The sequence below is a fragment of the Cryptosporangium aurantiacum genome, from assembly GCF_900143005.1.
In the GTDB taxonomy this organism is placed as follows: Bacteria; Actinomycetota; Actinomycetes; order Mycobacteriales; family Cryptosporangiaceae; genus Cryptosporangium; species Cryptosporangium aurantiacum.
Window position 1 is genome coordinate 42078 of record NZ_FRCS01000023.1, and the last position, 22106, is coordinate 64183.

The 22106-nt window shown below is 72.4% G+C and carries 18 protein-coding genes; 3 read left to right on the forward strand and 15 right to left on the reverse strand.

What is annotated here, in order from left to right:
* The first annotated feature begins 70 nt into the window (after window positions 1-70).
* A complete protein-coding gene (locus tag BUB75_RS39700) occupies window positions 71-259 on the forward strand; it encodes a hypothetical protein (RefSeq protein ID WP_073265215.1) in 189 nt (62 codons plus the stop codon).
* Here BUB75_RS39700 and BUB75_RS39705 read toward each other — a convergent pair.
* Window positions 245-1069 carry a nucleotidyltransferase domain-containing protein gene (locus BUB75_RS39705; protein ID WP_073265304.1) on the reverse strand — a complete coding sequence of 275 codons (825 nt, stop codon included), beginning with the start codon at window positions 1067-1069 and terminating at the stop codon, window positions 245-247. The two genes, BUB75_RS39700 and BUB75_RS39705, sit on opposite strands and share 15 nt — an antisense overlap.
* 162 nt (window positions 1070-1231) lie before the next feature.
* Window positions 1232-2779 (reverse strand): C40 family peptidase, encoded by a 1548-nt coding sequence (locus BUB75_RS44665; protein WP_178380098.1) that lies wholly within the window; start codon window positions 2777-2779, stop codon window positions 1232-1234.
* Window positions 2780-3098: 319 nt separating this feature from the next.
* On the opposite strand from BUB75_RS44665, the gene BUB75_RS39720 reads away from it, so the two are divergent.
* Entirely contained in the window at window positions 3099-4631 is a 1533-nt protein-coding gene (locus BUB75_RS39720) for a DedA family protein (protein ID WP_073265217.1), read from the forward strand.
* Window positions 4632-4700: 69 nt separating this feature from the next.
* Here BUB75_RS39720 and BUB75_RS39725 read toward each other — a convergent pair whose 3' ends face one another.
* The 7 genes from BUB75_RS39725 to BUB75_RS39755 all read right to left on the reverse strand — a co-directional run bounded on the left by BUB75_RS39725 (window position 4701) and on the right by BUB75_RS39755 (window position 14514).
* On the reverse strand, window positions 4701-5348 hold the full coding sequence (locus BUB75_RS39725) for a response regulator (protein WP_073265308.1): 648 nt from the start codon (window positions 5346-5348) through the stop codon (window positions 4701-4703).
* A 38-nt stretch (window positions 5349-5386) separates the two neighbouring features.
* Complete coding sequence (locus BUB75_RS39730) at window positions 5387-8809, reverse strand: M12 family metallopeptidase (protein ID WP_084742301.1); 3423 nt, start codon at window positions 8807-8809, stop codon at window positions 5387-5389.
* 26 nt (window positions 8810-8835) lie between these two features.
* A complete protein-coding gene (locus BUB75_RS39735; protein ID WP_073265221.1) occupies window positions 8836-9309 on the reverse strand; it encodes a hypothetical protein in 474 nt (157 codons plus the stop codon).
* Between the two features lie 559 nt (window positions 9310-9868).
* Window positions 9869-10876 (reverse strand): chymotrypsin family serine protease, encoded by a 1008-nt coding sequence (locus BUB75_RS39740; RefSeq protein WP_073265223.1) that lies wholly within the window; start codon window positions 10874-10876, stop codon window positions 9869-9871.
* A gap of 144 nt (window positions 10877-11020) precedes the next feature.
* A complete protein-coding gene (locus BUB75_RS39745; RefSeq protein WP_073265225.1) occupies window positions 11021-11878 on the reverse strand; it encodes an SMP-30/gluconolactonase/LRE family protein in 858 nt (285 codons plus the stop codon).
* A gap of 123 nt (window positions 11879-12001) precedes the next feature.
* Complete coding sequence (locus BUB75_RS39750) at window positions 12002-13234, reverse strand: MFS transporter (RefSeq protein ID WP_073265227.1); 1233 nt, start codon at window positions 13232-13234, stop codon at window positions 12002-12004.
* Window positions 13231-14514 (reverse strand): MFS transporter, encoded by a 1284-nt coding sequence (locus tag BUB75_RS39755; protein ID WP_073265229.1) that lies wholly within the window; start codon window positions 14512-14514, stop codon window positions 13231-13233. The genes BUB75_RS39750 and BUB75_RS39755 overlap by 4 nt, the downstream gene beginning before the upstream one ends.
* Before the next feature lie 112 nt (window positions 14515-14626).
* On the opposite strand from BUB75_RS39755, the gene BUB75_RS39760 reads away from it, so the two are divergent.
* Window positions 14627-15184 carry a CGNR zinc finger domain-containing protein gene (locus BUB75_RS39760; protein ID WP_073265231.1) on the forward strand — a complete coding sequence of 186 codons (558 nt, stop codon included), beginning with the start codon at window positions 14627-14629 and terminating at the stop codon, window positions 15182-15184.
* Window positions 15185-15206: 22 nt separating this feature from the next.
* Here the strand turns inward: BUB75_RS39760 and htpX are convergent, their stop codons facing one another.
* From htpX to BUB75_RS39790, 6 genes are all read right to left on the reverse strand, one after another.
* Window positions 15207-16091 carry a zinc metalloprotease HtpX gene (gene htpX, locus BUB75_RS39765; protein WP_073265233.1) on the reverse strand — a complete coding sequence of 295 codons (885 nt, stop codon included), beginning with the start codon at window positions 16089-16091 and terminating at the stop codon, window positions 15207-15209.
* A 116-nt stretch (window positions 16092-16207) separates the two neighbouring features.
* Window positions 16208-17854 carry an NADH-quinone oxidoreductase subunit N gene (locus BUB75_RS39770; RefSeq protein WP_073265235.1) on the reverse strand — a complete coding sequence of 549 codons (1647 nt, stop codon included), beginning with the start codon at window positions 17852-17854 and terminating at the stop codon, window positions 16208-16210.
* Entirely contained in the window at window positions 17851-19329 is a 1479-nt protein-coding gene (locus tag BUB75_RS39775; protein WP_073265237.1) for a complex I subunit 4 family protein, read from the reverse strand. Before BUB75_RS39775 ends, BUB75_RS39770 begins: the two co-directional genes overlap by 4 nt.
* Window positions 19326-21245: an NADH-quinone oxidoreductase subunit 5 family protein gene (locus tag BUB75_RS39780; protein ID WP_073265239.1), complete on the reverse strand. Its 1920-nt coding sequence runs from the start codon at window positions 21243-21245 to the stop codon at window positions 19326-19328. The genes BUB75_RS39775 and BUB75_RS39780 overlap by 4 nt, the downstream gene beginning before the upstream one ends.
* Window positions 21242-21565 carry an NADH-quinone oxidoreductase subunit NuoK gene (nuoK, locus tag BUB75_RS39785; RefSeq protein ID WP_073265241.1) on the reverse strand — a complete coding sequence of 108 codons (324 nt, stop codon included), beginning with the start codon at window positions 21563-21565 and terminating at the stop codon, window positions 21242-21244. The genes BUB75_RS39780 and nuoK overlap by 4 nt, the downstream gene beginning before the upstream one ends.
* Window positions 21565-22080, reverse strand: a complete 516-nt coding sequence (locus BUB75_RS39790; RefSeq protein WP_073265243.1) for an NADH-quinone oxidoreductase subunit J family protein — start codon at window positions 22078-22080, stop codon at window positions 21565-21567. The genes nuoK and BUB75_RS39790 overlap by 1 nt, the downstream gene beginning before the upstream one ends.
* Window positions 22081-22106 lie beyond the last annotated feature (26 nt).

Consider the following 22106-nt stretch of genomic DNA (forward strand, 5'->3'; position numbering starts at 1 on the left):
ACGGGCTCGGCGGCGGCCGGCGTGGCTCCTAGCGTCGAACTCGACCGTTCCCCTCACGAAGGAGCCACCGATGACCGACACTCCCACGTCCGGGCCGCAGCTCCTGCGTCCGCTGCTCTGGGTGCTGCTGACGATCGGCATGATCGGCAACGCTGCCGCCTCGCTGTTCGGCGACGCGCTCGCGCTCCACCTGGGGTTCGGGGCGCTCACCGCGGTCAGCGGCATCGCGCTTGCGGCCCAGTACCTACGTCGCCACTGACGCCCCGCCGCGCGGGACGCCGCAGGTGGCGGCGACCGCGTCGACCAGCAGGTCCGCGGTGTGTAGCGCCGCACGCAGGTCGATCTCGGTGCGCCCGAGGCAGGCCAGCACACCGTGGGCCGCCTCGGCGAAGTCCAGCGGCGCGACGGATAGCGCCGCAGCGGCGTCCACTGCGCCTTTTTCGTTGATCAGCCACGCACCCGCGTGCGCGTGCAACGCGTGTGCGCAGAGGCCCACCACCCGGAACAGGCAGCCGGCGACGTACGTGGTGTCGCCGCGGCCGACGCCCTTCCGCGCGATCATCAGCGCGAAGTCGGCCTCCCCCAGCGTGCGCGCGACGACGTGGCGGCGCAGCGCGGACGGGTAGTCGCGGGCGGCGTCGCGTAGCCGGGTCAGCGCGCCGGACGGGTCCGCCAGCACCCGCCCGAGCGCGACCTCGCCGACGTAGGTGAAGTCCGGGACGCCGAGCGGGTGACCGACCTGGAAGTGGAAGTGGAACCGGCCGGCGCGGGCGTCGTCCCAGGCGGTGCCGACCCGGTCGAGGTCCCGGTAGATCCAGTCGACCGGGGTGTCGGCGACGCGCAGCCAGCCGCCGCCGTCGACCCACGGCCCCCACTCGCCCGGCGCCGTGACCGCCGCGCTCGGCCCGGACAGCTCACGGGCGAGCGCACCGAGCGCGGCGACGTCGAGCGGTGGGCGGTAATACAGGCCGAGGTCGACGTCCGACTCGTCGGTGTGGGTGCCGCGGGCGCGACTGCCGCCCAGCATCACCCCGACGAGGCCCGGCACCGTCATCAGCCGCTCTGCCATCCCGCTCAGTTCCCCGTCGCTCAGCACACGTGCATTCGTAGCCGAAGCGCTGCACGGTGAGGGAGTTCGGCCCAGAAAGTTGGCCACCTATCGACCTATCACCGCCGGGTGATAGGTCGATGAACGGCCAGATTTCTCGGGCTCCTCGGACGCGCGGCGCCGCTAGGGGCAGGGAGTGGGGCTCACCGAGGTACTCGGGGTCGGTGTGGGGGTCGGGGAGGCCGATCCCGACGGAGTGGGCGACGGGCTCGCCGGGCACGACGGGCTCGGACTGTCGGGCTTGGTGGGCGGTGAGCCGCTGCTGCTGCCGCTCGGCGACGGGGAGCCGGAGCCGCTCGGCGACGTGCTCGGCCCGGGGGTTCCGCTTGGCGTCGGCGTTCCGCTGGAAGTGCCGCTCGGGCTTTCGCTCGGCGACGGCGACCCCGGGCGCGACGGCGACGGGCTGGGCTGGATCGGCGACGGGCTGGGCTTCGTCGGCGACGGCACAGGCTTCGACGGTACGGGCTTCGACGGCGCGGGCTTCGTCGGCGCGGGCTTCTCCGGTGCCGGGGCCGGCGAGGGCTTCGGGGTCGCCTTCGGCGTGGTTCGGCCGGGCACCACCCGGGTCGCCGCGTAGAACTCCTCCCACCACACCGGCGCCACCCGGACGACGTCCCCGGTCGTCGGCGCGTGCAGCATCTTGCCGTTGCCGAGGTAGATCGCCACGTGGTGGATCGTGTCCCAGTTCGACTTGTTTGTCGCGAAGAACAGCAGGTCGCCGGGGAGCAGCGCGGTCGTATCGACGATCTGCGTCGCCCGGTACTGCGGACGCGCGGTCCGCGGCAACGACACCCCGGCCGCCGCGAAAGCGGTCTGCACCAGCCCGGAGCAGTCGTACGTGTCCGGCCCTTCGGCGCCCCACACGTACGGCTTGCCGCGCTGGGCGAGCGCGAACTCGATCGCCCTCAGCGCCGCGTCACCGGCGACGCCCTTCGCGTCGCGGATGTACTCCGACGAACGCGCGGCGTCCACCGCCTCCTGATCCGACTGCGCGGCGGCCAGCACGGTCTCCCGCCCGGCGCGGAGCCGGCGGATCGTCTCCGCGCGCCGGGACAGGTCGTCGCCGAGCCGGTCGACGGTGGACTGTGCGGCCTCGGCCAGCGCGGTCGCCACGGCCAGATCGCTCGCGGCGGCTCGCTCCTCCGCTTCCGCCGTGGCCAGGAGCGCCTCGGCGGAGTCGGTCTGCGGGTTCGGGTGGCCGAACATGCGTCGACGCGGATCGGCGGGGAACCCGGACGGCTGCTCGGCCTCCTCGATGTAGGAGTCGCGGGCCCAGTCGGCAACCGCCTCGCGCGCCACCAGGACGCGCTGCGCCGCGATCGTGCTGCGCGTCTCGGCCCGGCCCCGGTCGTCGCGGGCGGTGGCCAGCGACGCCTTCGCCTCCTCCAACCGCTCCGCGACGGCCTCGGCGGCGATCTGCTCCTGCTTCACCCGCTCGGCGACGGTGCGCGGCTTCTTGGTGGTTGCCCCGGTGGAATCCGCCGACGTCGTGGGCCGATCGGCAGCCGGGCTCGGCGGATCGGCCCGCGCGACCCCCGCCGACCCCACGAGTAACCCCACGGTCAGCAGCCCGGCGGCAGCCGCGGCACAGCGTCGTCCGAATGTCGGGTCACCGAACTCCCGGGCCGATAACCGCCCGGGCCGTACCGACGACACGACAGATCGAGGCAAACGCACATCCTTTCCGGACGGACGCCTAATCTCCATCGTTGCCACATTCAGCGGCGAGCGCACCTCCAAACGGCAGAAAACTTAGTTTTCGCTTGCCGCTCAACAGTACGCAACGCATACCCCCGAGAACCCTCAGCGACCGGCAGCCGTGTATCTACGACAGATGACGACTACACGGGGGAAGGGCGGTCACCGAGATGCAGCACGGCTGAACCATCTCAGGGTCGGCGCCAGGGTGCTCCCGGATGTGGCGAGCGGCGGGTGACGGAAGGCTGTAACCGTCCGGCCGTCGGAGCCGGCCCCACCGGAGGTGTCTCGCGTGGAGACCCTGCTGGACGGCCTGCTCGGCCTCCCTGCCCCCCTCGTCGTGGTGTTCGCCGCGCTCGTGCTCGCCGGGGAACCGGCTCTGCTCGCCGGGCTCGTGCTGCCGAGCGTCTCGACCGCGCTCGGCCTGGGGTTCCTCGCCTACAGCGGCACGCTGAGCCTCCCGGTCGCGCTGGCCACGGCCGCTGTCGCGGTCCTCGTCGGCGACACGTGCGGCTACCTCATCGGACGACGCCGAACCGGACACCCGGCCGCAGGTGACGTGCGGCGCGGGTTCGTCCAGCGTCGTCTGGACGGGGCTCTGACCCGCGCATCCGCGCTCCTGGGCCGGCACGGTGGCCGAGCGGTGTTCGTCGCCCGGTGGGTCGTGGGCGCGCGCACGCTCGTGCCCCGCCTGGCCGGAGCGGCCGGGATGACACCGGGCAGCTTCGCCAGGTACAGCGTCCCGGCCGGGCTGCTGTGGTCGGGCGCCTACGTCGGCGGCGGATTCCTGGCCGGCAGCTCCTACCAGCAGGTGTCCGCGGTCGCCGGACAGGCGTCGCTGGGGCTGGTCACGGTGGCTGCGGCGCTGGTCGCCGGGATCCTCGCCGGTCGCAGGCTGGGACGCCACCCGGAGCTTCCCGCCAAGCTGATCGCCCGGCTGGCCGGTGCGCGCCCGTGGACCGGCGCCTCGACCGCCCTCCTGGTCGTGGTGCTGACGCTGGTCGGCGGCATGCTCACCGCGCTGGTGGCGGTGGCGGTCCGGGCCGGCGGCGTCCCGCGGCTCGACCAACCGGTAGCCGACGCGTTGGCGACGCACTCCGACAACGCGCTCGCCCTCGCCGCGGAGATACTGCTGCTCTCGACGCCGTCCTACGCCGTGGTCGCGGCCGCCGCCGTCGTCGTACTGCTGCGACCGGTGCGGTCCCGCCGGCAGCAGGGGCCGATCGGGCTCCTCGCGTCCGGCGGTGCGGTGGTGCCACTGGTCATCCTTGGCATCGTGCTGAACGCCGCGGAGGGCATCGCCCGCACCGATCACCTGTTCGCGGTCCAGCACGCGATCTCCACCACCGCGGTTGTTCTCGCGACCTGGACGGTGGCGCGGAAGCGTCGCAGCCGGCTCGCCAAGGGTTCGGCCTGGACGTTCGGCATCACGGTTCTCGTCCTGCTGGCCGGAGACCGGGTCTACGTCGGATGGGGCACGGTCAGCAGCACCACGGCGGCGATGCTGATCGGGCTGATCTGGGCCGGAGTGTTCGTCGCCGCGTGGGCGGCTGCCCCGACGCACAGCGCGGGGGCGGCAGGCTCAGGCAGCGGCACTCCGCGGACGCGCGAACAGACGGCGTCGGAGCACCGCGACCGGGCTCCCGCGATGCACCAGGCTGTTGTGCAGGTCGGTCAGCGCTTGGACCTCGGCGCGGTTCTCACTCGACGCTCCGGGCCGGGCGCAAGCTCCACAGTGCAGCTCGAACATGGTAGTGACCTCCTGGCCCTTCTTCCGAAACCGGCCTCGGGGCGATCTGGCCGGCTCAACCTCCGCGCCGGATGACACCGGCCCCTGCTAGATCCCCCCTGGCCGCAGGGCAGAAACCCGTGTTGACATCGTCACACCTCGCGATCAGCGGACGATTCCGGCATCCCGTGCCAATAACGCCGCCTGCACCCGATCGCTGACGTTCAGCTTGTTGAAGACGGCCGACATCTGGTTGCGGATCGTCTTCTCGCTGACGTTGAGGTGGCGGGCGATCTGCGCGTTGGTGTCGCCGCAGGCCAGCCGGTTGACGATGTCGAGCTCGCGGGTCGTGAGCTGGTCGAACGGCGGCGGCAACACCGCCGGGGCGCGGCGCAGTGCGGTGAGCACGGTCGGCCCGACCCGGGGTCCGAGCACGACGCCGCCGCTGGCGACCGTTCGCAAGGCGTCGATCACCATGTCGGGGTCGGTGTCCTTGAGGAGGAAGCCCCGGGCGCCCGCGTTCAGCGCCTTCGCCACGATGTCGTCGTCGTCGGCCATCGTGAGCATCAGCACCGCGGCGTCCGGGCACGCCTCCAGGATCCGGCGGGTGGCGTCGACGCCGTCCCCGTCCGGCAGGACGACGTCCATCGCGATGACGTCGGACTGGCAGGTGATCGCCTCGCGAACGGCCTCCTCGACGCTGGCCGCCTCGGCGACCTCGCTCACCCAGGCCTCGCCCTCCAGCATCACCTTCAGGCCACGACGGACCACGGGGTGATCGTCGACGATGAGGACCCGCTTCGGCTCGTCCACCGGTGTGCCTCCCTGGAACGCCCACGCGCTCACCGGAATCACACCACGCTCGTCATCGGGACCGCGAGTTCGGTCGGTGCCCCGCCGGTCAGCACTGCGCACGCCGCGGCCGTGACCAGGTCTCCGGTCGCGACCGTTCCGTCGCCACGAACGTCCACATGGGCCTCCACCGTGTACACCGCGGCGGGATCCACCGCCGCGACCGGCACCCGGAACGGGATCGTTCCCCCGCCGACGAGTGGGACGTCGGCCATGATCGTTTCGCCGACGCTTCGCATCGGTCCGCCGGTCGTCGTCGTGTCGCGGACGCTGATCACCACGGTGGCGGCGCGCCCGGACGGTGCTTCGTCGGGCAGGTGCAGGGTGCCGCTGACGACGTCGGCAGCCACCGGCCGAAGCGTCCGCGGCGCCGTCGGCTGCTCGGCGAACGCCGGGGCGGTCCGGTACATCCGCTCGATCGTCCGGCAGTCGCCCTCGGAAAGCCGACGACGCTGGCCCACGGGGAGCCCCGGCGGCACCGGGGGGACCGGACGGAGCGTCTCGAGCGTCCGCTCGCCGTTGGTCGAGAACGCGACCCGGGGGTAATGCATGATCGACTCGTAGTCGTACGGGTCCTCGTTCGGGCCGGTGGCCTGCCGAAGGAAGTTAGGCCGTGATTCCGGGGCGACGTTCTGCCACTGGATCGTGACGTACTGGTCGCGGTCGGCGCGGCAGTGCTCGTGCCAGCGGCCGAGAGTATGGACGATCTCGTGCAGGACGCCGCCCATCTCGCCGCCCGCCAGCAGCTCGATCTGCTGCTCACCGCCGACTCGCCCGACCTGGGAGGCGAACGAGTCACCGAGGACGAACCGCACGTAGTCCGGGTGCTCGTCGGCGTTGCGCGGGACGAACCGGATCAGCGTGTGGCTCTCCAGGTGCGCGATCGCCTCGGCGACGTGCTCCTCGGGCCCGATACCCGGCGCGATCTCGTAGGGCACGACACCGTCCGGCCAGAGCCGCACCGGCGGCCCGACCGGCGCGATGTCGGACACCCCTAGCGCGGGAGCCGCGCTAGGCGCGTCGGCCACCGGAGCCCCCGCTGCCGGCGCGGACGGCGCCGCGGGCGCGGGCGGCGCCGCGGGCGCGGGCGGCGCCGCGGGCGCGGGCGGCGCCGCGGGCGCGGGCGGCGCCGCAGGCGCGGGCGGCGCCGCAGGCGCGGGCGGCGCCGCAGGCGCGGGCGGCGCCGCAGGCGCGGGCGGCGCCGCAGGCGCGGGCGGCGCCGCAGGCGCGGGCGCAACCGGCACGGCGGGCGCAACCGGCACGGCGGGCGCAACCGGCACGGCGGGCGCAACCGGCACGGCGGGCGCAACCGGCACGGCGGGCGCCGCAGGCCCCGCGTCGGCGACCGATGCCACGGGCGCCGCGTCGCTGACTGCGGCGGCGACCACGGCCGGGACGGCCGGGGCGACGCCGTTCGCTTGAGCAACGGCGACAGCGTCGGCGGCCGCCGGCGTCGGCGGGTGCACGAGCATCAGCGACGCGGCCGGGAAGTGCACCCGGACCGTGGTGCCGTGCGGCTGCGCCGACAGGATCTCGCACTCCCCGCCCAGCTCCCCCGCCCGGTCACGCATCGAGGACAAGCCCACCCCGGACCGCACCGGCCCGCTGATCCCCACCCCGTCGTCGCTGACCTCGATCGTCAGGTCGCGGCCGCGCCGCACGGCGACCACACAGTTCCGTGCGCTCGCATGCCGGGCGACGTTGTTCAGCGCCTCGGCGACGACCCGATACGCCGCGACCTCGACCGCGGCAGGCAGCCGGTCGAGGTCGTCGTCCAGCTCCAGTTGGACGGAGAGCGCCGCACTGTCGAACCGACGGCACTCGTCCCGCAGCGCCACGGCCAGCCCACGGTCCAGCGCCGGCGGACGCAGTTCGTCGACCAGCTGCCGTACCTCCGCCGTGCAGGCGGCCAGGTCACCGGCGAGGGCATCGAGGATGTCGCGGATCCGGCCGGAACCGGCCAGCTTCCGCGCGGCCCGCACCTGCATGGACATGCCGGTGAGGCTCGGCCCCAGGCCGTCGTGGAGGTCACGCCGCAACCGGCGCCGCTCCTCCTCCTGCGCCCGCACCAACCGCTCCCGCGACTCCTGCAGGTCCCTGGTGAGCCGGCTGGCCTCCACCGCCACCCCCGCGTGCAGCGCGATGTCGGCCAGCAGGCGGGTCTCGCGCGGGGTGAAGTGCCCGCCGTCGGTGCGGGGTGAGACGAGCAGACGTCCGATGTGCTCGCCGCGGGAGATCATGTCGAACGCGTTCACGGTCGGCCCGACCCGGCCGTACCAGGCCAGCAGCCGGGCGCCGCGCGCCTCCTCGACCTCGACCGCCACGTACGGGACCTGCAACGAGCTGGCGATCGTTCCGGTCAGCAGCGGGAGCACCGCGTTCGGCTCGGCGGTCTGCCCCAGCACGTCGCCGAGCTCGGCGATGACCTTGTACGGGTCGTGCCGGTCTCCGTAGAGCAGGTGGTTGACGCCCTGCTGGACGCGACGGTGCAGCGGCGCGTACGCGATCGCGATCAGGCCGGTGGTGACCAGCGAGACCGTGTCGTCGTCGGTGTTCCGCATGACGATCTCGCGGAGCACGGTCACGATCGCGACGAAGCCGACGACGACCAGCAACGTCATGACCAACCACACGATCGTGCGGTTCAGCACCCGATCGAGGTCGTAGAGCCGGTATCGGACGATCGCGACGGTCATCCCGAGCGGCACGGCGACCGTCGCGATGACGTAGCCGCCCGACAGGTTGAAGAAGTCGGCGAACCACCCCAGGAGGAACAGCGTGACCGCCGGCAGCAGGCAGGCGAGTTGCTGCCGCGTCTCGCCGTCTGCGCGTCGCCAACGGAACCAGAGCGCGGCCAGCACACCGAAGGCCGCGAACACGGTGAACAGCAACGCGACCGCGAAGATCCGGATGAACAAGCGCGCGAACGGCGGCTTCTTGATATCCGTGCTGAGCAGCGTCTGCGGCTCGGCGAACGCGCCGATCGCGAGGGCCAGCGCGCCGAGCGTCGTCAGTACGACGAGCGCGATCGCCAGCGCACGCCAGCGACGACTCGGTAATCGGCCGTCGGGAAAGACCAGCAGGGCCAGGAACAGCAGGCCGTACGCCGGCCACCAGGACCACTGGCTCAGCCAGGCGACGGGTTCCCACCTGGTCCAACTCACCGCGAGCGTGCCGACCGCGGCACTGGCGCCGGCTGCGAGGAGCAGCCGGCCGACCAGGTGCCGCGGCACGGCGACGAGGATGAGCACACCCATTGCCGTGCAGGAGACCGCCACCGCGATGCTGATCCCCACCGGCCCGGTGTCCGGGTCGTCGCTGCCGATGAACTGTCCGAGCAGTACGGCAGCCACGACCAGGACGGCGACGAGCAACCCCACGACGCTGCGGGGCGAAAGTCTGGACAGGGAGGAAATTGGCATCCGGCTACCGTTCGTCGTACGGAATGTCAGATATTGTGCATCAAATTGTGGAACCAGCTTCCCCGGTCCTGCTGGTGCCCTTCCGGCGCCGCCTCATGGGTCAATCCCCGCAGCGCGGCGATGCTCTCGGCCAGCGTCTTGCCGTTGAGCTGCGGCAGCTCGCGGAGTGCCTCGTCGACGCTCAGCCCGAAGTCTTCGGAGATCTGCGACGGGTGGTCGGTCGTGTACTGGGCGAGGAAGGCGAAGACCGCTACGAGACGTGCCTGGACGGCCTCCGGCTCCGGCTTCTCGTCCGTCTTCACCAGTCCCGACAGGCGCCAGGTCTCGTCGAACACCGGCGCGAGCCGCTGCCCGTCCTGGTCGAAGAAGTCCAAGCCGCGCGGCGGCTCGGCAGGGGCGGCCTCGTGGGTGGCCAGCAGGTCGGTCACGCTGCTGAACAAATGCGCGAAGCGGTCGTTGACGTCGATGACGAAGACCGTCGCGGGTTCCGAGTTGGTCACGGTAAGTCCTCTGCACTGTGGACGGAGCGCGCGCTCCATCGATCGGGTTCCGCAGGAAGAATGAGCCTCAGGATCCGGCAGAGCGCCGGGTTACGACCGCGACCGTGCGGTCCCGGGACCCTGCCGCGCTGGTTGTACCGCAGCGGCGCGCGCCCCGTCCTGTCCGATGACGACATCCCGTCAGTAGCCGCGGCGCGGCGGGCCCGAACCGCCGCGGGCCGCGCTCGGCGGGCACGAGTGAGGGCCGGAATCCCCCTCGGATCCCGGCTCACACCCGGAGGACGAGCGCAGTCCGATGTCTCCACTGCGCCCCCACTTCTTCCGCACCTGCCTCCCCAAGGAGACGGGCTACTACACACGGGCTGTGGCACGCGTCGGTTCGCGGTCAGCCCTCGGACATGACCCGGCGCAGGGCGGTGGCCCTGCACCGGGGTTGCCGGCACCCTGTCGGGCTCCACCTTGGCCTGCTCGCCGCCCCGATCGACAGAGACGATTGCCCCGGCGGGCGGGGCAGCTTGTCCTGGCCGACCGGGACACGCGGGCCGGAGCGGTTCCCGACTCAGCTGCCGGTGACGCGGACGCCGAGCAGCGACTGGACAGCCACGATGTTGTTGAGCACGCTGACCCGGCCGGAGCCGGCGAAGAGCAGGCCCACGGCGCCCTCGTCGGGATCGGTGACGAGGCTGCCGGAATCCCCGCCCGCGGACATGTTGGTCGTGACGATCTGCTGGCCGAACCGGGCGATCCGGCCGCGGTCGTAGTGCACGTCGACGGTCGCGTTCACGTTCAGCACGTGTCCGGTCGTGAAGTTGGTCGTGCGGCCCCACTTCTGCACGGTGTCGTTGATGTTCGGCGCCGCGTTCAGCGTCGTCACCTCACCGGCCCAGTAGACCCGGCGGTCGGTGTCCTGGGCCGCCTCGGCGATCGCCGCGTCCACGAAGTTGACGGGTTTGCGAGCACCGTCGTGGAACTGGATCGGGACGAAGCGCACCAGCCCGCCGATCACGTCGGCGGGGTAGCGGCCACCGTCGACCAACGCCGGCTGCAGTATCGGATCGCCGGCCCGACCGGCGTTGCAGTCGGCCAACGCGTAGTTCGTGCTCAGGATGTAGTAGCGGCCGGCGCTACCGGTCGGCGGGAGCGCGTCGAAACACCCGGCGCCGAACGTGCCGGCGTTGCCCCGGAAGTGGCCGACGCTGACCCCCGCGAACGCCGGACGGACCCGCTGGCCGAGCTGGAACGGGCCGACGCCGAGGGAGGCGGTGGCGCTCCCCCGGTCGGCCCACGGCTGCGGGCCGCCGCCGGCCCGGATCAGCCCGACCTCCTGGACGTCGGTCGGCACGCCCTCGAGTTCGGACGGCACCATGGCCTTGGGCGCGAGATACCGGGCGTCGACCTTGCGGTGGACGAGGACCGTGATCGCCCGCTCCCCGGTGTTGATGCCACCGCTGTACTTGTGGCCGAGCCCGACGCCGACGACGTTCGGGCGGCCCATCAGCGCGTCCTGGTAAGTGAGCTGCGTTTCCACCAGGGGGAGGAACTCGGAGCGGACGACCTGCGGAAGCATTGCGGTATCCCTTCGGGGGGAGAACCGGATGCTCTTTACCCTGGTCGTCCCGCCGACCCGGCCGACAGAGGCGGCTGTCCCGACTGCCTGGGCACCCCGCCTGACGCCTCGGGACGCCACTCCAGTCCCAGGAACACCTCGAAACTATCCGCCGAACCCGAACGGCGGGAGGCCGCGGACGCCCGGCCGGACGTGGAACAGCGCACCGGCTTGCGGCTCGGCGCCGTCCGGCAGCCCCTCTCTCGTCGTCGTGATGAACAGGTCGCGGTCGACGAACGCGCACGACGTGGGTTGGCTCACCGGTACTTCGACGACGAGGTCGAGCGCCCCGTGCCGGTCGTAACGGTGCACGGCGCCCGCGCCGTAGAGCGCCACCCAGACGCCTCCGTCGGCGTCGATCGTGAGCCCGTCGGGCGTGCCGTCCCGGATCTGCACGAACGGACGCCGATCGTGGAGCGTCCCGGTCGCCGGGTCGGCGTCGAAGACGTCGATCCGCTCGGTCGGCGAGTCGACGAAGAAGGCGTGCGCGCCGTCCGACGACCAGCACAGGCCGTTGGAGACCGTGAGGCCGGTCAGCACCTCGTGCACCGACCGGTCCGGGTCGAGCCGGTACAGCGTGCCGCACCCCGGGTCCTGGCTGTACGCCATCGTCCCGCAGTAGAACCGGCCCTGCGGATCGCAGCCGCCGTCGTTCATCCGGATCGACTTGTCGGTGAACGCCTCGATCCAGGCCGGCTCGGCGGCCTCCGGCGCGTCGAGATCACCCCGGTCGAGCAGCGCGAACCCGCGCTGCGTCGCCAGGACCCACCCACCCGGACGGCGCGGCCGCAGTGCGGCGGCGACGTCAGCGACCACGTGTCTGGTGAGCTCGCCGGTCACCGGGTCGAACGTCAGGACGGCGCCCACCAGCATGTCGACGAAGCGCAGCACGCCGTTCGCGGTGTCCCAGACCGGCCCCTCGCCGTGTTCCGCGCACGCATCCGTGACCTGATCGGCTCGCACATCCACCTCCGTCGACGGGGTTGTTCCCGTTCAGTGTGAAGACCCGCTCCAGGGATAACCGCGCTCAAATACGTCAAATCCGCCTCCACGACATTGAGTGAAGGCGGATTTGATCGTGCAGCGTCAGGTGGTGCGGGTGATGACGCGACGCAGCGCGGTGCGCGGTACCGCGGCGGCGACCGCGCCGGCACCGGTGGTCAGCGCCGCCAACGTGAACGCGATCGCCACGCCGGACTCCTGCTCCACCAGCACGCCGGCCACCGCAGCGCCCGCGGCCGACGTGGCGAACACCACGGTCGCGACCCAGGTGTAGGCCTCGTTCACCATGCCGGCCGGAGCGATTCGCGACACCAGCGCGTTCTCCACCGTCAGCGCCGGCGCCAGGGTCAGGCCGCCGACCAGCAGCGCGACCGCCATCACCCCCGCCGACGGAACCAGCGCCAGCGTCGCCAGGCCGGCCGCGACCGCGCCGAGCGACACCGCCCACTGCGTGGGCAGCGACCGCCGGAACTGTCGCGTCCCATACCAGAGCCCACCGGTCACGCTGCCGACGCCCCAGAGACCGAGCAGCAAGCCAGCCAGCCCGTCGGCGTCCCCGCCGGAACGCTCCGCGGCGAAGGCCGGGATCGCGACCCCGACGATGCCGAACGCGAACGCCAGCCCCGACGAGACCGCGAGCAGCAGCGGCATCCCGAACGCGACTGCCGGGCCGAGCCCGCGGGCAGCCGGACGTCCCGGCTCCGGACGCCACCCGCGCGTCGCCCGCCCGGACGCCACCGCGAGCGTTCCACCCAGCGCCAGTACCGCGGCGACCACCAGCGAGACGGTCGGCTCGGTCACCACGGCCAGCGCACCGACGACCATCGGGCCGAGCACGAACACCAGCTCGAACGCGGTGGTCTCCAGCGCCAGCGCGGACTCCCGCAGCCGGCTCGTCGCCGGGCCCGACGTCAGCTCGGCCCAGACGCTCCGCACGGTCGCGGTGAGCGGCGGCAGACATGCGCCGAGCAACGCGGACGCTGCCCACAGCACCGGCGCGGGCGCGTCCACCGCGGTCGCGGCCAGCACGCCGACCGCGGCGATCGGCCACGCGAGCGCGGTCCCGAGCAGCACCGGCGCGGGACGCAGCCGGTCCGCGATCCGGCCGAGCACGGGCCCGACGATCGCGTTGGCGACCGCGTACGCGGCGCTCGCGATACCGGCGTCCGCGTACGAGCCGGTGGACCCCTCGACCAGCAGCACCAGCAGCAGCGGCGCCATCCCGATCGGGAGCCGCCCCAGGATGCTGCCGATCAGCAGCGTGCGGGCCCCGGGCAGCCGCCACACCTCGGCGTACCGCCGTAGTCCCGTGCTCATGAGGATGCCTCCGAAAGTTTCTTGGTCTGCAGGCTGGTGCCGGGCCACGCCGCGATCGACCAGGCGAGCACCGCAGCGGCTGCGGCGAGGAGAAGGGCGGCGGTGACGCCGCCGGGCCGGTCGACGAGCACGCCGCCGATCGCGGTGCCCGCGGCGACCGCCGCGTAGGTCACGGTCGTCAGCCAGGTGAACGACTCGGTGAGGGTCCCGCGCGGCGCGAGCTCAGCCACCAGCGAGTTCTGGACGGTGATCGCCGGGGCGAACGCGGTGCCACCGAGGAACAGCACGATGCCGATCAGCCACGCGTTGCCCAGGAACGCGAGCGGCGCGAACCCGAGCGCGCACGCGGCCAGCGTCCACCGGTACTGGCGGACGACCGGCATCGCGAACCGCTGGGCGCCGAACCAGAGACCGCCGATCGCGCTGCCCACGCTCCACACCGACAGCAGGACGCCGGACAGCGCGGGCTTGCCCTCCGCGTCGGCGAACGCCGCCATCGCGGCCTCGATCGCGCCGGTGCCGAACAGCAGCGCGAACGCGGCGACCAGCGCCGGAGCCATACCCCGGGCACGCAGCGGGTTCCGCCGGACCGTACCCGCCTCGACCGGACGGGGTCGCCAGCGGCGGCTCGGCCTGCTCACCGCGACGGCCAGCGAACCGACCAGCGCGGCCGTTGCGGCCCCGCCCAGCGCGATGACCGGGCCCCAGGTCGCCGACGTCGTCGCGACCGCGACCGCCACCAGCACCGGACCGGTCATCCAGACGACCTCGAGCGCGATCGCGTCCAGCGCGAACGCGGTCTGCCGGGTGGATTCGACGTTGGCGGAGCCGACCCGGTCAGCGGAGTCAGCCCGGTCAGCGGAGTCAGCCAGGTCAGCGGAGTCAGCCAGGTCGGTCCAGATCGCGCGCAGCGAGGAGCTGAGCAGCGGCACCAGCGAGCCGGCGAAGGCTGCGGCCAGGAAGATCAGGACGACCGGCGCGCCGGCTAGTGCGGTGGTCACGAGCACGCCGATGGCCACCGGGTATCCCACGCCGGTGCCGACCAGCACCGCGGTGAAGCCTCGTCGGTCGGCCACCCGTCCCAGCAACGGGGCTACGGCGGCCGTGGCCAGTCCGTAGATGCCGACCGCGATCCCACCGACTCCGTACGAGCCGGTGCGATCGGCCACGAACAGGAGCAGCGCCAACGGCGCGATGCCTCCCGGTAACCGGCCGACGATTCCGGCGACGATCAGCAGCGGGGCCGACGGCAGGCGCCAGAGTTCTGCATAGCGGCGCATGGTGCGTCGAACCTGCTTTCACACGACGTTGTGACTCGAAGTGTTATGGGCATAACACAGTTAGACCCCTACACTGGAGACGAGACTACCTCTGGATGCGGTAGGTGGCCAAATGGAATACGACACTTACAACGCGGACGCCGTGCAGTTGGCGGTCGACCTCGCCAACCTCGTCCCGGCGCGTGATGTCGCTGGTGAGGGGCTGCGCGAGGCCTGCGAGACGTTCGTGGCCACGCACCTCGATTGGTTCAGCGAGCTGGCGGCGGTGCCGCTGAGCGACGTCGACGTGGTGGAGATCTCCGCGTTGTCGCGCTCGCTGCGAGACGTGGCCGGGGCGAGTTCCGACGCCGAGTCGGTGGAGCGGCTCGACGCGTTACTCCAGCGGTGCAAGCCGGTGCCGCGGGCCACGAACCACGACGGCCGGATGCACCTGCACTACTCCGACGACGACGCGCCGGTGGTGGAGCAACTCGGCGCAACGGTGTCGATGGCGATGGCGAACCTGATCGTCCGGCACGGACGCGAGCGGATCGGCATCTGCGCGGCGGCCGACTGCGCCGACGTGTTCGTCGACACGTCCCGCAACCGCTCCCGCCGCTACTGCTCCGAAACCTGCGCCTCGCGAACCACCGTCAGCGCGTATCGCGCCCGCCGGAAGGCGGCCCGCTGAGAATCGGGCGGGCACGTTGCCGTCAGCGGGCCGCCCCGGGCATGTAGCGGGCCATGTCTTCTAGGCGTTGGACGCGCTGTTCCATGGGCGGGTGGGTGCTGAACAGGGTCGCCACGCCGCTCTTGCGGAACGGGTTGTCGATCATCAGGTGGCTCGACGACAGCAGCCGCGACTCCTGCGGCAACGGCAGCGCCTGCGTCCCCATGTGAATCTTTCGCAGCGCGCTGGCCAGCGCCAACGGATCGCCCGACAGCTTCGCACCGTCGGCGTCGGCCTCGTACTCGCGGCTCCGGCTGATCGCCAACTGGATCAGCGACGCCGCGATCGGACCGAGGATCAGCGTCAGCAGCACCACGACCGGGTTCGGCGAGTCCTCGTCGTCCCCGAGCGGCAGGAAGAACGCGAGGTTCGCGACCACCGTGATCATCGACGCGAGCGCCCCGGCCACCGACGAGATCAGGATGTCCCGGTTGTAGACGTGTGACAGCTCGTGCCCGATCACGGCCCGCAGCTCGCGCGGGGTGAGGATCTGCATGATCCCGTCGGTCACCGCGACCGCCGCGTTCCGCGGGTTGCGTCCGGTGGCGAACGCGTTGGGTTGGTTGGTCGGGCTGACGTAGAGCCTCGGCATCGGCTGACCGGCGAGGGTCGCGAGTTCGCGAACCATCGCGTACAGCCCGGGCTGGTCGACCTCGCTCACCGGGTACGCGCGCATCGAGCGGAGGGCCAGCTTGTCCGAGTAGAAGTAGCTGAACCCGTTCATCCCGATCGCGAGGACCGCAGCGAGTACCAGGCCGGTCGACCCGCCGAGCCAGTACCCGGCGGCCAGGATCGAACCGCTGAGCACTCCGAGCAGTAGCGCAGTCTTCAGCCCGTTGAAGTGGTGATGCACCCTTCCTCCAGGCATTGAACACAGACTCCAGGCGGTGAGCACGGAGCGCAAATGCTCCGGCAATCGGTAGAACGCGACGTACAGCCCGGACGTTCCCGCCGTTAACCCAGCTCACACCCGCGTACCGTCAGTCACTCGAGTGCTCTGGCCACCGATTCGGCAGCGTCGAACACCCACTGCGGCCACGCGCCGAGCACCACGCCCGCCGTTGCCGTCAGCACGACCGCGGCACCCACTGCCCATGATGCGGACGCTCGACGCGCGGCGATTTCCGCGCCGGTCACCGCACCCCCGGCCGGCTCGGACGCCTGCAGCGCGGGCTCGGAGGGCCGCGGCGGCGCGGGCTCGGAGGGCCGCGGCGGCGCGAAGCAGGCGGCACCGGCGCGGGCGTAGAAGGCGAGGCCGATCACCGCGTTGAGACCGATCACCACGGCCAGCCACCCCGCCGACCCGTCCAGCGCGGCCTTCACGACCACCACCTTGGCGAACAACCCCGCGAGCCCCGGCGGCAGCCCGGCGAGCCCGGCCATCCCGAGCACGAACGCCGCGGTAGCCCACGGCGCCCGCCGCGCGGCACCGGCCAGGTCGTCGAGCGTCCCGCCCGCACCCGCGCCGCGCAGCGCCACGACCGCGGCGAACGTGCCGACGCTGACCACCAGGTACAGCGCGGTGAACGCGGCGACACCGGCGATCGCGTTCCGGAGGTCGTCCCCCCGTGCGGTGGTGAGGGTGGCTAGCGGTGCCAGCAGGTAACCGGTCTGCGCCACCGCTGACCAGGCCAGCAACCGCACCAACCGGCGCTGCCGCAGCGCCACCAGGTTGCCGACCGTCATCGTGACCACCGCCACGACCGCCAGCACCGGCGCGAGGACGTCGAGCACCGGCCGCAGCGCGACCCCGACCGTGACCACGACCGCGACCGCACCGCCGAGCTTCGACCCGGTGGCTAGCCACGCGGCGACCGGCAGCGGCGCCCCGTCGTAGGTCGCGGGCGCCCAGGCGTGGAACGGCACCGCCGCGAGCTTGAACAGCAGCCCGGCGAGGACGAGCAGCACCGCGACACCGACCAGCGGCAGTTCGCGGGCGTCCGGCCGGGCGGCCAGCGCCGCCGCCACCCGGTCCAGGTGCACCGCGCCGACCACGCCGTACAGCAACGCGATGCCGAGCAGCGTCAGCGTCGTCGCGACGACCGACGTCACGAAGAACGTGACCGCGGCCTCCGCCGACGCGGGGTCACCCGGCTCCGATCCCCCGCGCCGCACCAGGCCGACCAGGACGTAGACCGGCAGCGTCAGCGTCTCGATCGCGATGAGCAGCGTCAGCAGGTCACGGGCCGACCCGAGCACGACCAGGCCGACCAGCGAGCAGAGCAGCAGGAAGACGTACTCCCCGGCCGGCACCACCGCACTCCGAACGATCGGAACGGACAGCGCGAGCACCACCAGCGCCAGCGAGCACCCGAGCACCGTCACCGACACCGATGCCGCGTCGACGACGAACGAGCACGACGGCCCCACCCGGACGTCGCCCGGCAGCACGCCGCTCGGTGTGCAGAACGTGCCCCGCCGGTCCGAGCCGACGACGAGCGCGGACACCACCGCCGTCACCGGCCCGAGCGCCCCGACTCCGAGCAGCACGGGCCCGGCCCAGCGCTTGCCCGTGCCCGGGCCCCGCTCCGGACCGCTTAGCACGAGGTCGACGAGCAGGGCCAGCACCGCCGCGGCTATCACCGCGTAGACCGGCGCCAGCGCGGCATGGTCGACACTTTGGACGGTCACGGGTTCACCACCGCCACCAGCGCCTCGACCGGTGCCACGGTCAACGACAACAGCAGATCCGGCGCCAACCCGAGGACCAGCGCCAGCACGACCAGCGGCGCCCAGGCGGCCAGCTCGACGGCGTCCAACCGGGGTGTACCGGCCACCACCGCGGACCCCGTCGGGCCGACCGTCGTCCGCCGGAGAAGACGGAGGAAGTACGCGGCGGCTAGGGCCGCACCCAGCGCGGCCACGACGCCGAGGACCTTGAAGAAGGCCGACCCACCGAAGGCGCCGACGACCGCGAACGCCTCACCCCAGAACCCGGCCAGCCCGGGCAGCCCGAGGCTGCCGACGGCGGCGAAGCCGAGCAGACCGGCGAGCGTGGGATGGACGGTCGCGATCCCGCCGAGCCGGTCGAGGTCGCCCGTGCCGTAGCGATCCTTGACCGCCCCCACGAGGAAGAACAACAGCCCGGTGAGGACGCCGTGCGCGATGTTGCCGAACAGCGCCGCCTGGAGGCCCGGCGTGCCGAGCGTGGCGATGCCGAGCAGGACGAACCCCATGTGACCGACCGACGAGTACGCGATCAGCCGCTTGAGCTCACCCAGCGCCAGGCACACCAGCCCGGCGACGACGATCGCCGCCACCGCCAGCACGCCGAGCACCGGCGCGACCGCTCGCGCTCCCTCGGGCGCAGCGGGCAGCCCGACGCGGATCAGGCCGTACGTGCCCATCTTCAGAAGGACGGCGGCCAGGATGACCGAGCCGACGGTCGGCGCCTCGGTGTGCGCGTCGGGCAGCCAGCTGTGCAGCGGCCAGAGCGGGCTCTTCACCGCGAACGCGATCAGCAGCACGACGAACACCGCGATCTGGCCGCGCTCGGACATCGTGGAGGCGTCGCGGGACCAGGCGACCAGATCCGCGGTACCCCGGCCGATCGTGGCCGCGATGACGCCCACCAGCAGCAGCACCGAGCCGAACAGCGTGTAGAGCAGGAACTGCCGCGCCGCCGACCGCCGACCCGCGCCGCCCCAGATCGCGATCACCGCGAACATCGGCAGCAGCGTGACCTCGAAGAATACAAAGAACACGACGGCATCCAGCGCCATGAATGCGCCGAATACACCGCACTCCAGCGCCAGCATCAGGGCGAGGAGTCGACGCGGATTTCCGGGGTTCGGCACGTGCCGGAGCGAGTAGAGGGCGCACAGCAGGAAGATCAGGCCGGTCAGCGCGATCAGCGGCCAGGAGATCCCGTCCACGCCGAGGTGCAAGCGCACGTCCAGGCTCGGGATCCAGCGCGCGTCGACCTCGGTCCACGGATCCGGGCCGTCGTGGCGCGCCCCCAGCAACACCAGCGTCAACGTGAACACCGCACCGGAGAGCACCACGGCGAACCACCGCGCCGCCCGCTCGGCCGCCGCCGGCCAGAACGCCAGCGCGACCGCACCCAGCGCAGGCAGCACCAGCACCGCCACCAGGGCCGCGCTCACCGCAGCACTCCGATCGCCGCCAGGACCGCGAGCAGGGCTCCACCGGCCAGCGCGGTCGTCACGTAACCGCCGAGGCCACGCGCGTGGGCCCCGGCCAGCGTCCGGCCGAGACGGATCGCACCACGGCCGGTGCCGGTGGCCGTACCGCCGACCGCACGGGCGTCACCGACCCGCGCGAACCGGGCCAGCGTCCGTACCGGTCGCACCACCAGCGCTCGCTGGACGGCGTCGATACCGAACGCGTCCGCGAAGATCCGCGGGCCGTCCAACACCGGGTCCCGGCGCCACCGCCACCACATCACGCCGGCACCGAGCAGCGCGAGCGCGGTCGCGGCGAGGGCGAGCGACGGGTGCAGTTCGAACGAGCTGACGGGCTCGACCTCGGCGTGCCCGTCGGAAGGCGCGTAGGCGAACCAACCCACGCCGGAGTCGACGGACCACAGCACCACCGCACCGCCGAACGCGGCAGGCACCGCGAGCAACACCACCGGCCAGCGCATCAGCGCCGGCGGGTCGTGCGGGGTCGCGGTGCCGCGGTAACTGCCGAAGAACGTCCGCAGCCAGAGGCGGGCGGCGTACGCCCCGGTGAGTGCGGTGGTGACGAGACCGGCGATGAGCACCACCCACCCGACCCAGGACGCCACCACGGCGTGCCCTGCGGCGGCCTCCTCGGCGGCGCCCAGCACGTACTCCTTCGTCCAGAAGCCGGAGAACGGCGGGAGGCCGGCCAGCGCGGCCAGACCGATCGTCGTCGTCCAGAACGTCACCGGCATCGTGCGGCGCAGCCCGCCCATCCCCGACATCAGGTTCGACGCGACCGCGTGGATCACCGCACCCGCCGCGAGGAACAGCAGCGCCTTGAAACCCGCGTGGGTGAGCAGATGTTGCAGCGCGGCACCGTCGTTGCCGACCGCGAGCGCACCGGTCATGTACGCGAGCTGGCTGACCGTCGACCACGCCAGCACCCGCTTGAGGTCGTCCTGGGCCAGCGCGGCACACGCGGCGAGCAGCATCGTCACGGCCGCCACCACGCCGAGCACCGCCAGCGCGTCCGGTGCGCGCGTATACAGCGGGAACAGCCGGAACACCACGTACACACCGGCCGCGACCATCGTCGCCGCGTGGATCAGCGCGCTGATCGGCGTCGGGCCCGCCATCGCGTCGGGCAGCCAGGTGTGCAGCGGAAACTGCGCCGACTTGCCCGCCACCCCGGCCAGCAGGAGCAAACACGCGGCGAGCAGCGTCCCGTCGCTGAGGTCGGCGGCCAGGATGTCGGCGATCCGGAACGAGCCCGCGTCCACGCCGAGCACGACAACGCCGAGCAGGAACCCGACGTCACCGACCCGGGTGACGAGGAACGCCTTCACGGCGGCGCCCGGCGCTTCGGGCAGGCTGCGATCGTGGCCGATCAGCAGGTACGAGCAGAGGCCCATCACTTCCCAGCCGATCAGCAGCAGGAAGAGGTCGCCGCTGACCACGACCAGCAGCATCGCGGCGGTGAACAGCGAGACCTGGGCCGCGTAGGGGCCGTAACGATCGTCGTCCCGGAGGTAGGCGATCGAGTACACCTGCACCGCGAGCGCGACCAGGCAGACCATCACCGCGACGACCGCCGCCTCGGTGTCGACCCGGACCGCGAGCAGCACGTTCAGCGGGCCGAAGTCGGCGAGGCGGGTCGCGGCGTCGACCTCCTGGGCGAAGCCGCTGGGGAGGTAGTCGGCGTAGCGGCGCGGCATCGTGTTGTCGGTCGCCAGCCGCAGCCAGAGTGCGACGGCGGCGACCAGGGCCGCCGCTACGGTGGTGACTCCTAGGGCGGCGGCCCAGCGGCGATTCGCGGGGCGGAGCAGCAGACCGGCCAGACCCGCCGCGCCGGGCAGCGCCGGGAGCGCGGCGGCGAGGGCTACGTTCGTGTTCACCGGTCGCCTCCCGGCTCCGCCTCGCCGGTGTCGACCCGGTCCACGGCTACCGTCTGCCGCAGGCGGTAGAGCTGCAGGATCAACGCCAGTCCGACGCCGACCTCAGCCGCGGCCAGCACGATCACGAACAGCGCGAACACGCTGCCGGAGCGCGGGACGCCCACGGTCGAGACGTCGGCGGTCACCAGGATCAGGTTGACGGCATTGAGCATCAGCTCGACCGCCATCAGCACCAGCAGCAGGTTCCGGCGGACGAGCACGCCGTAGAGACCGATGCCGAACAGCACTGCCGCGAGGACGTACGGCACCACGGGATGCATCAGCGGCCCCCCGCAGAACCGGAGCGCCGCGACGACACGACGATCGCGCCCACCAGCGCGGCCAACAGCAACACCGAGAGCACCTCGAACGGCAGCACCCACTGCCGGAAGATCTCGGTGCCCACCTGCTCGGCGGTGCCCTCCGGGACGTCGTCCAGATCGACGTGGGACCAGCGGTAAGCGTGGACCAGCAACACGACCAACGCGGCGGCGGAGCCGACGCCGACGCCGATCGCGGGCCAGCGCGCGCGGTCCAGATCGGGGCTCGCGCCGATCGGCGCCCGGGTGAGCATGACCGCGAACAGCAGCAGCACGACCACCGCACCGACGTACACCAGCATCTGCACCCAGGCCACGAGCTCGGCGGTGAGCACCAGGAAGACGCCTGCCAACCCGCCCAGCGCGACGACCAGCCAGAGCCCGGCCCGCACGACGTGGGCCGTCGTGACGACCGCGAGCGCCGCGCTGACGACCACCACGCCCAGGGCGGCGATCAGGATGTCGGTCACGGTCACGCGGGCATCCTGCCAGTCACCACCGA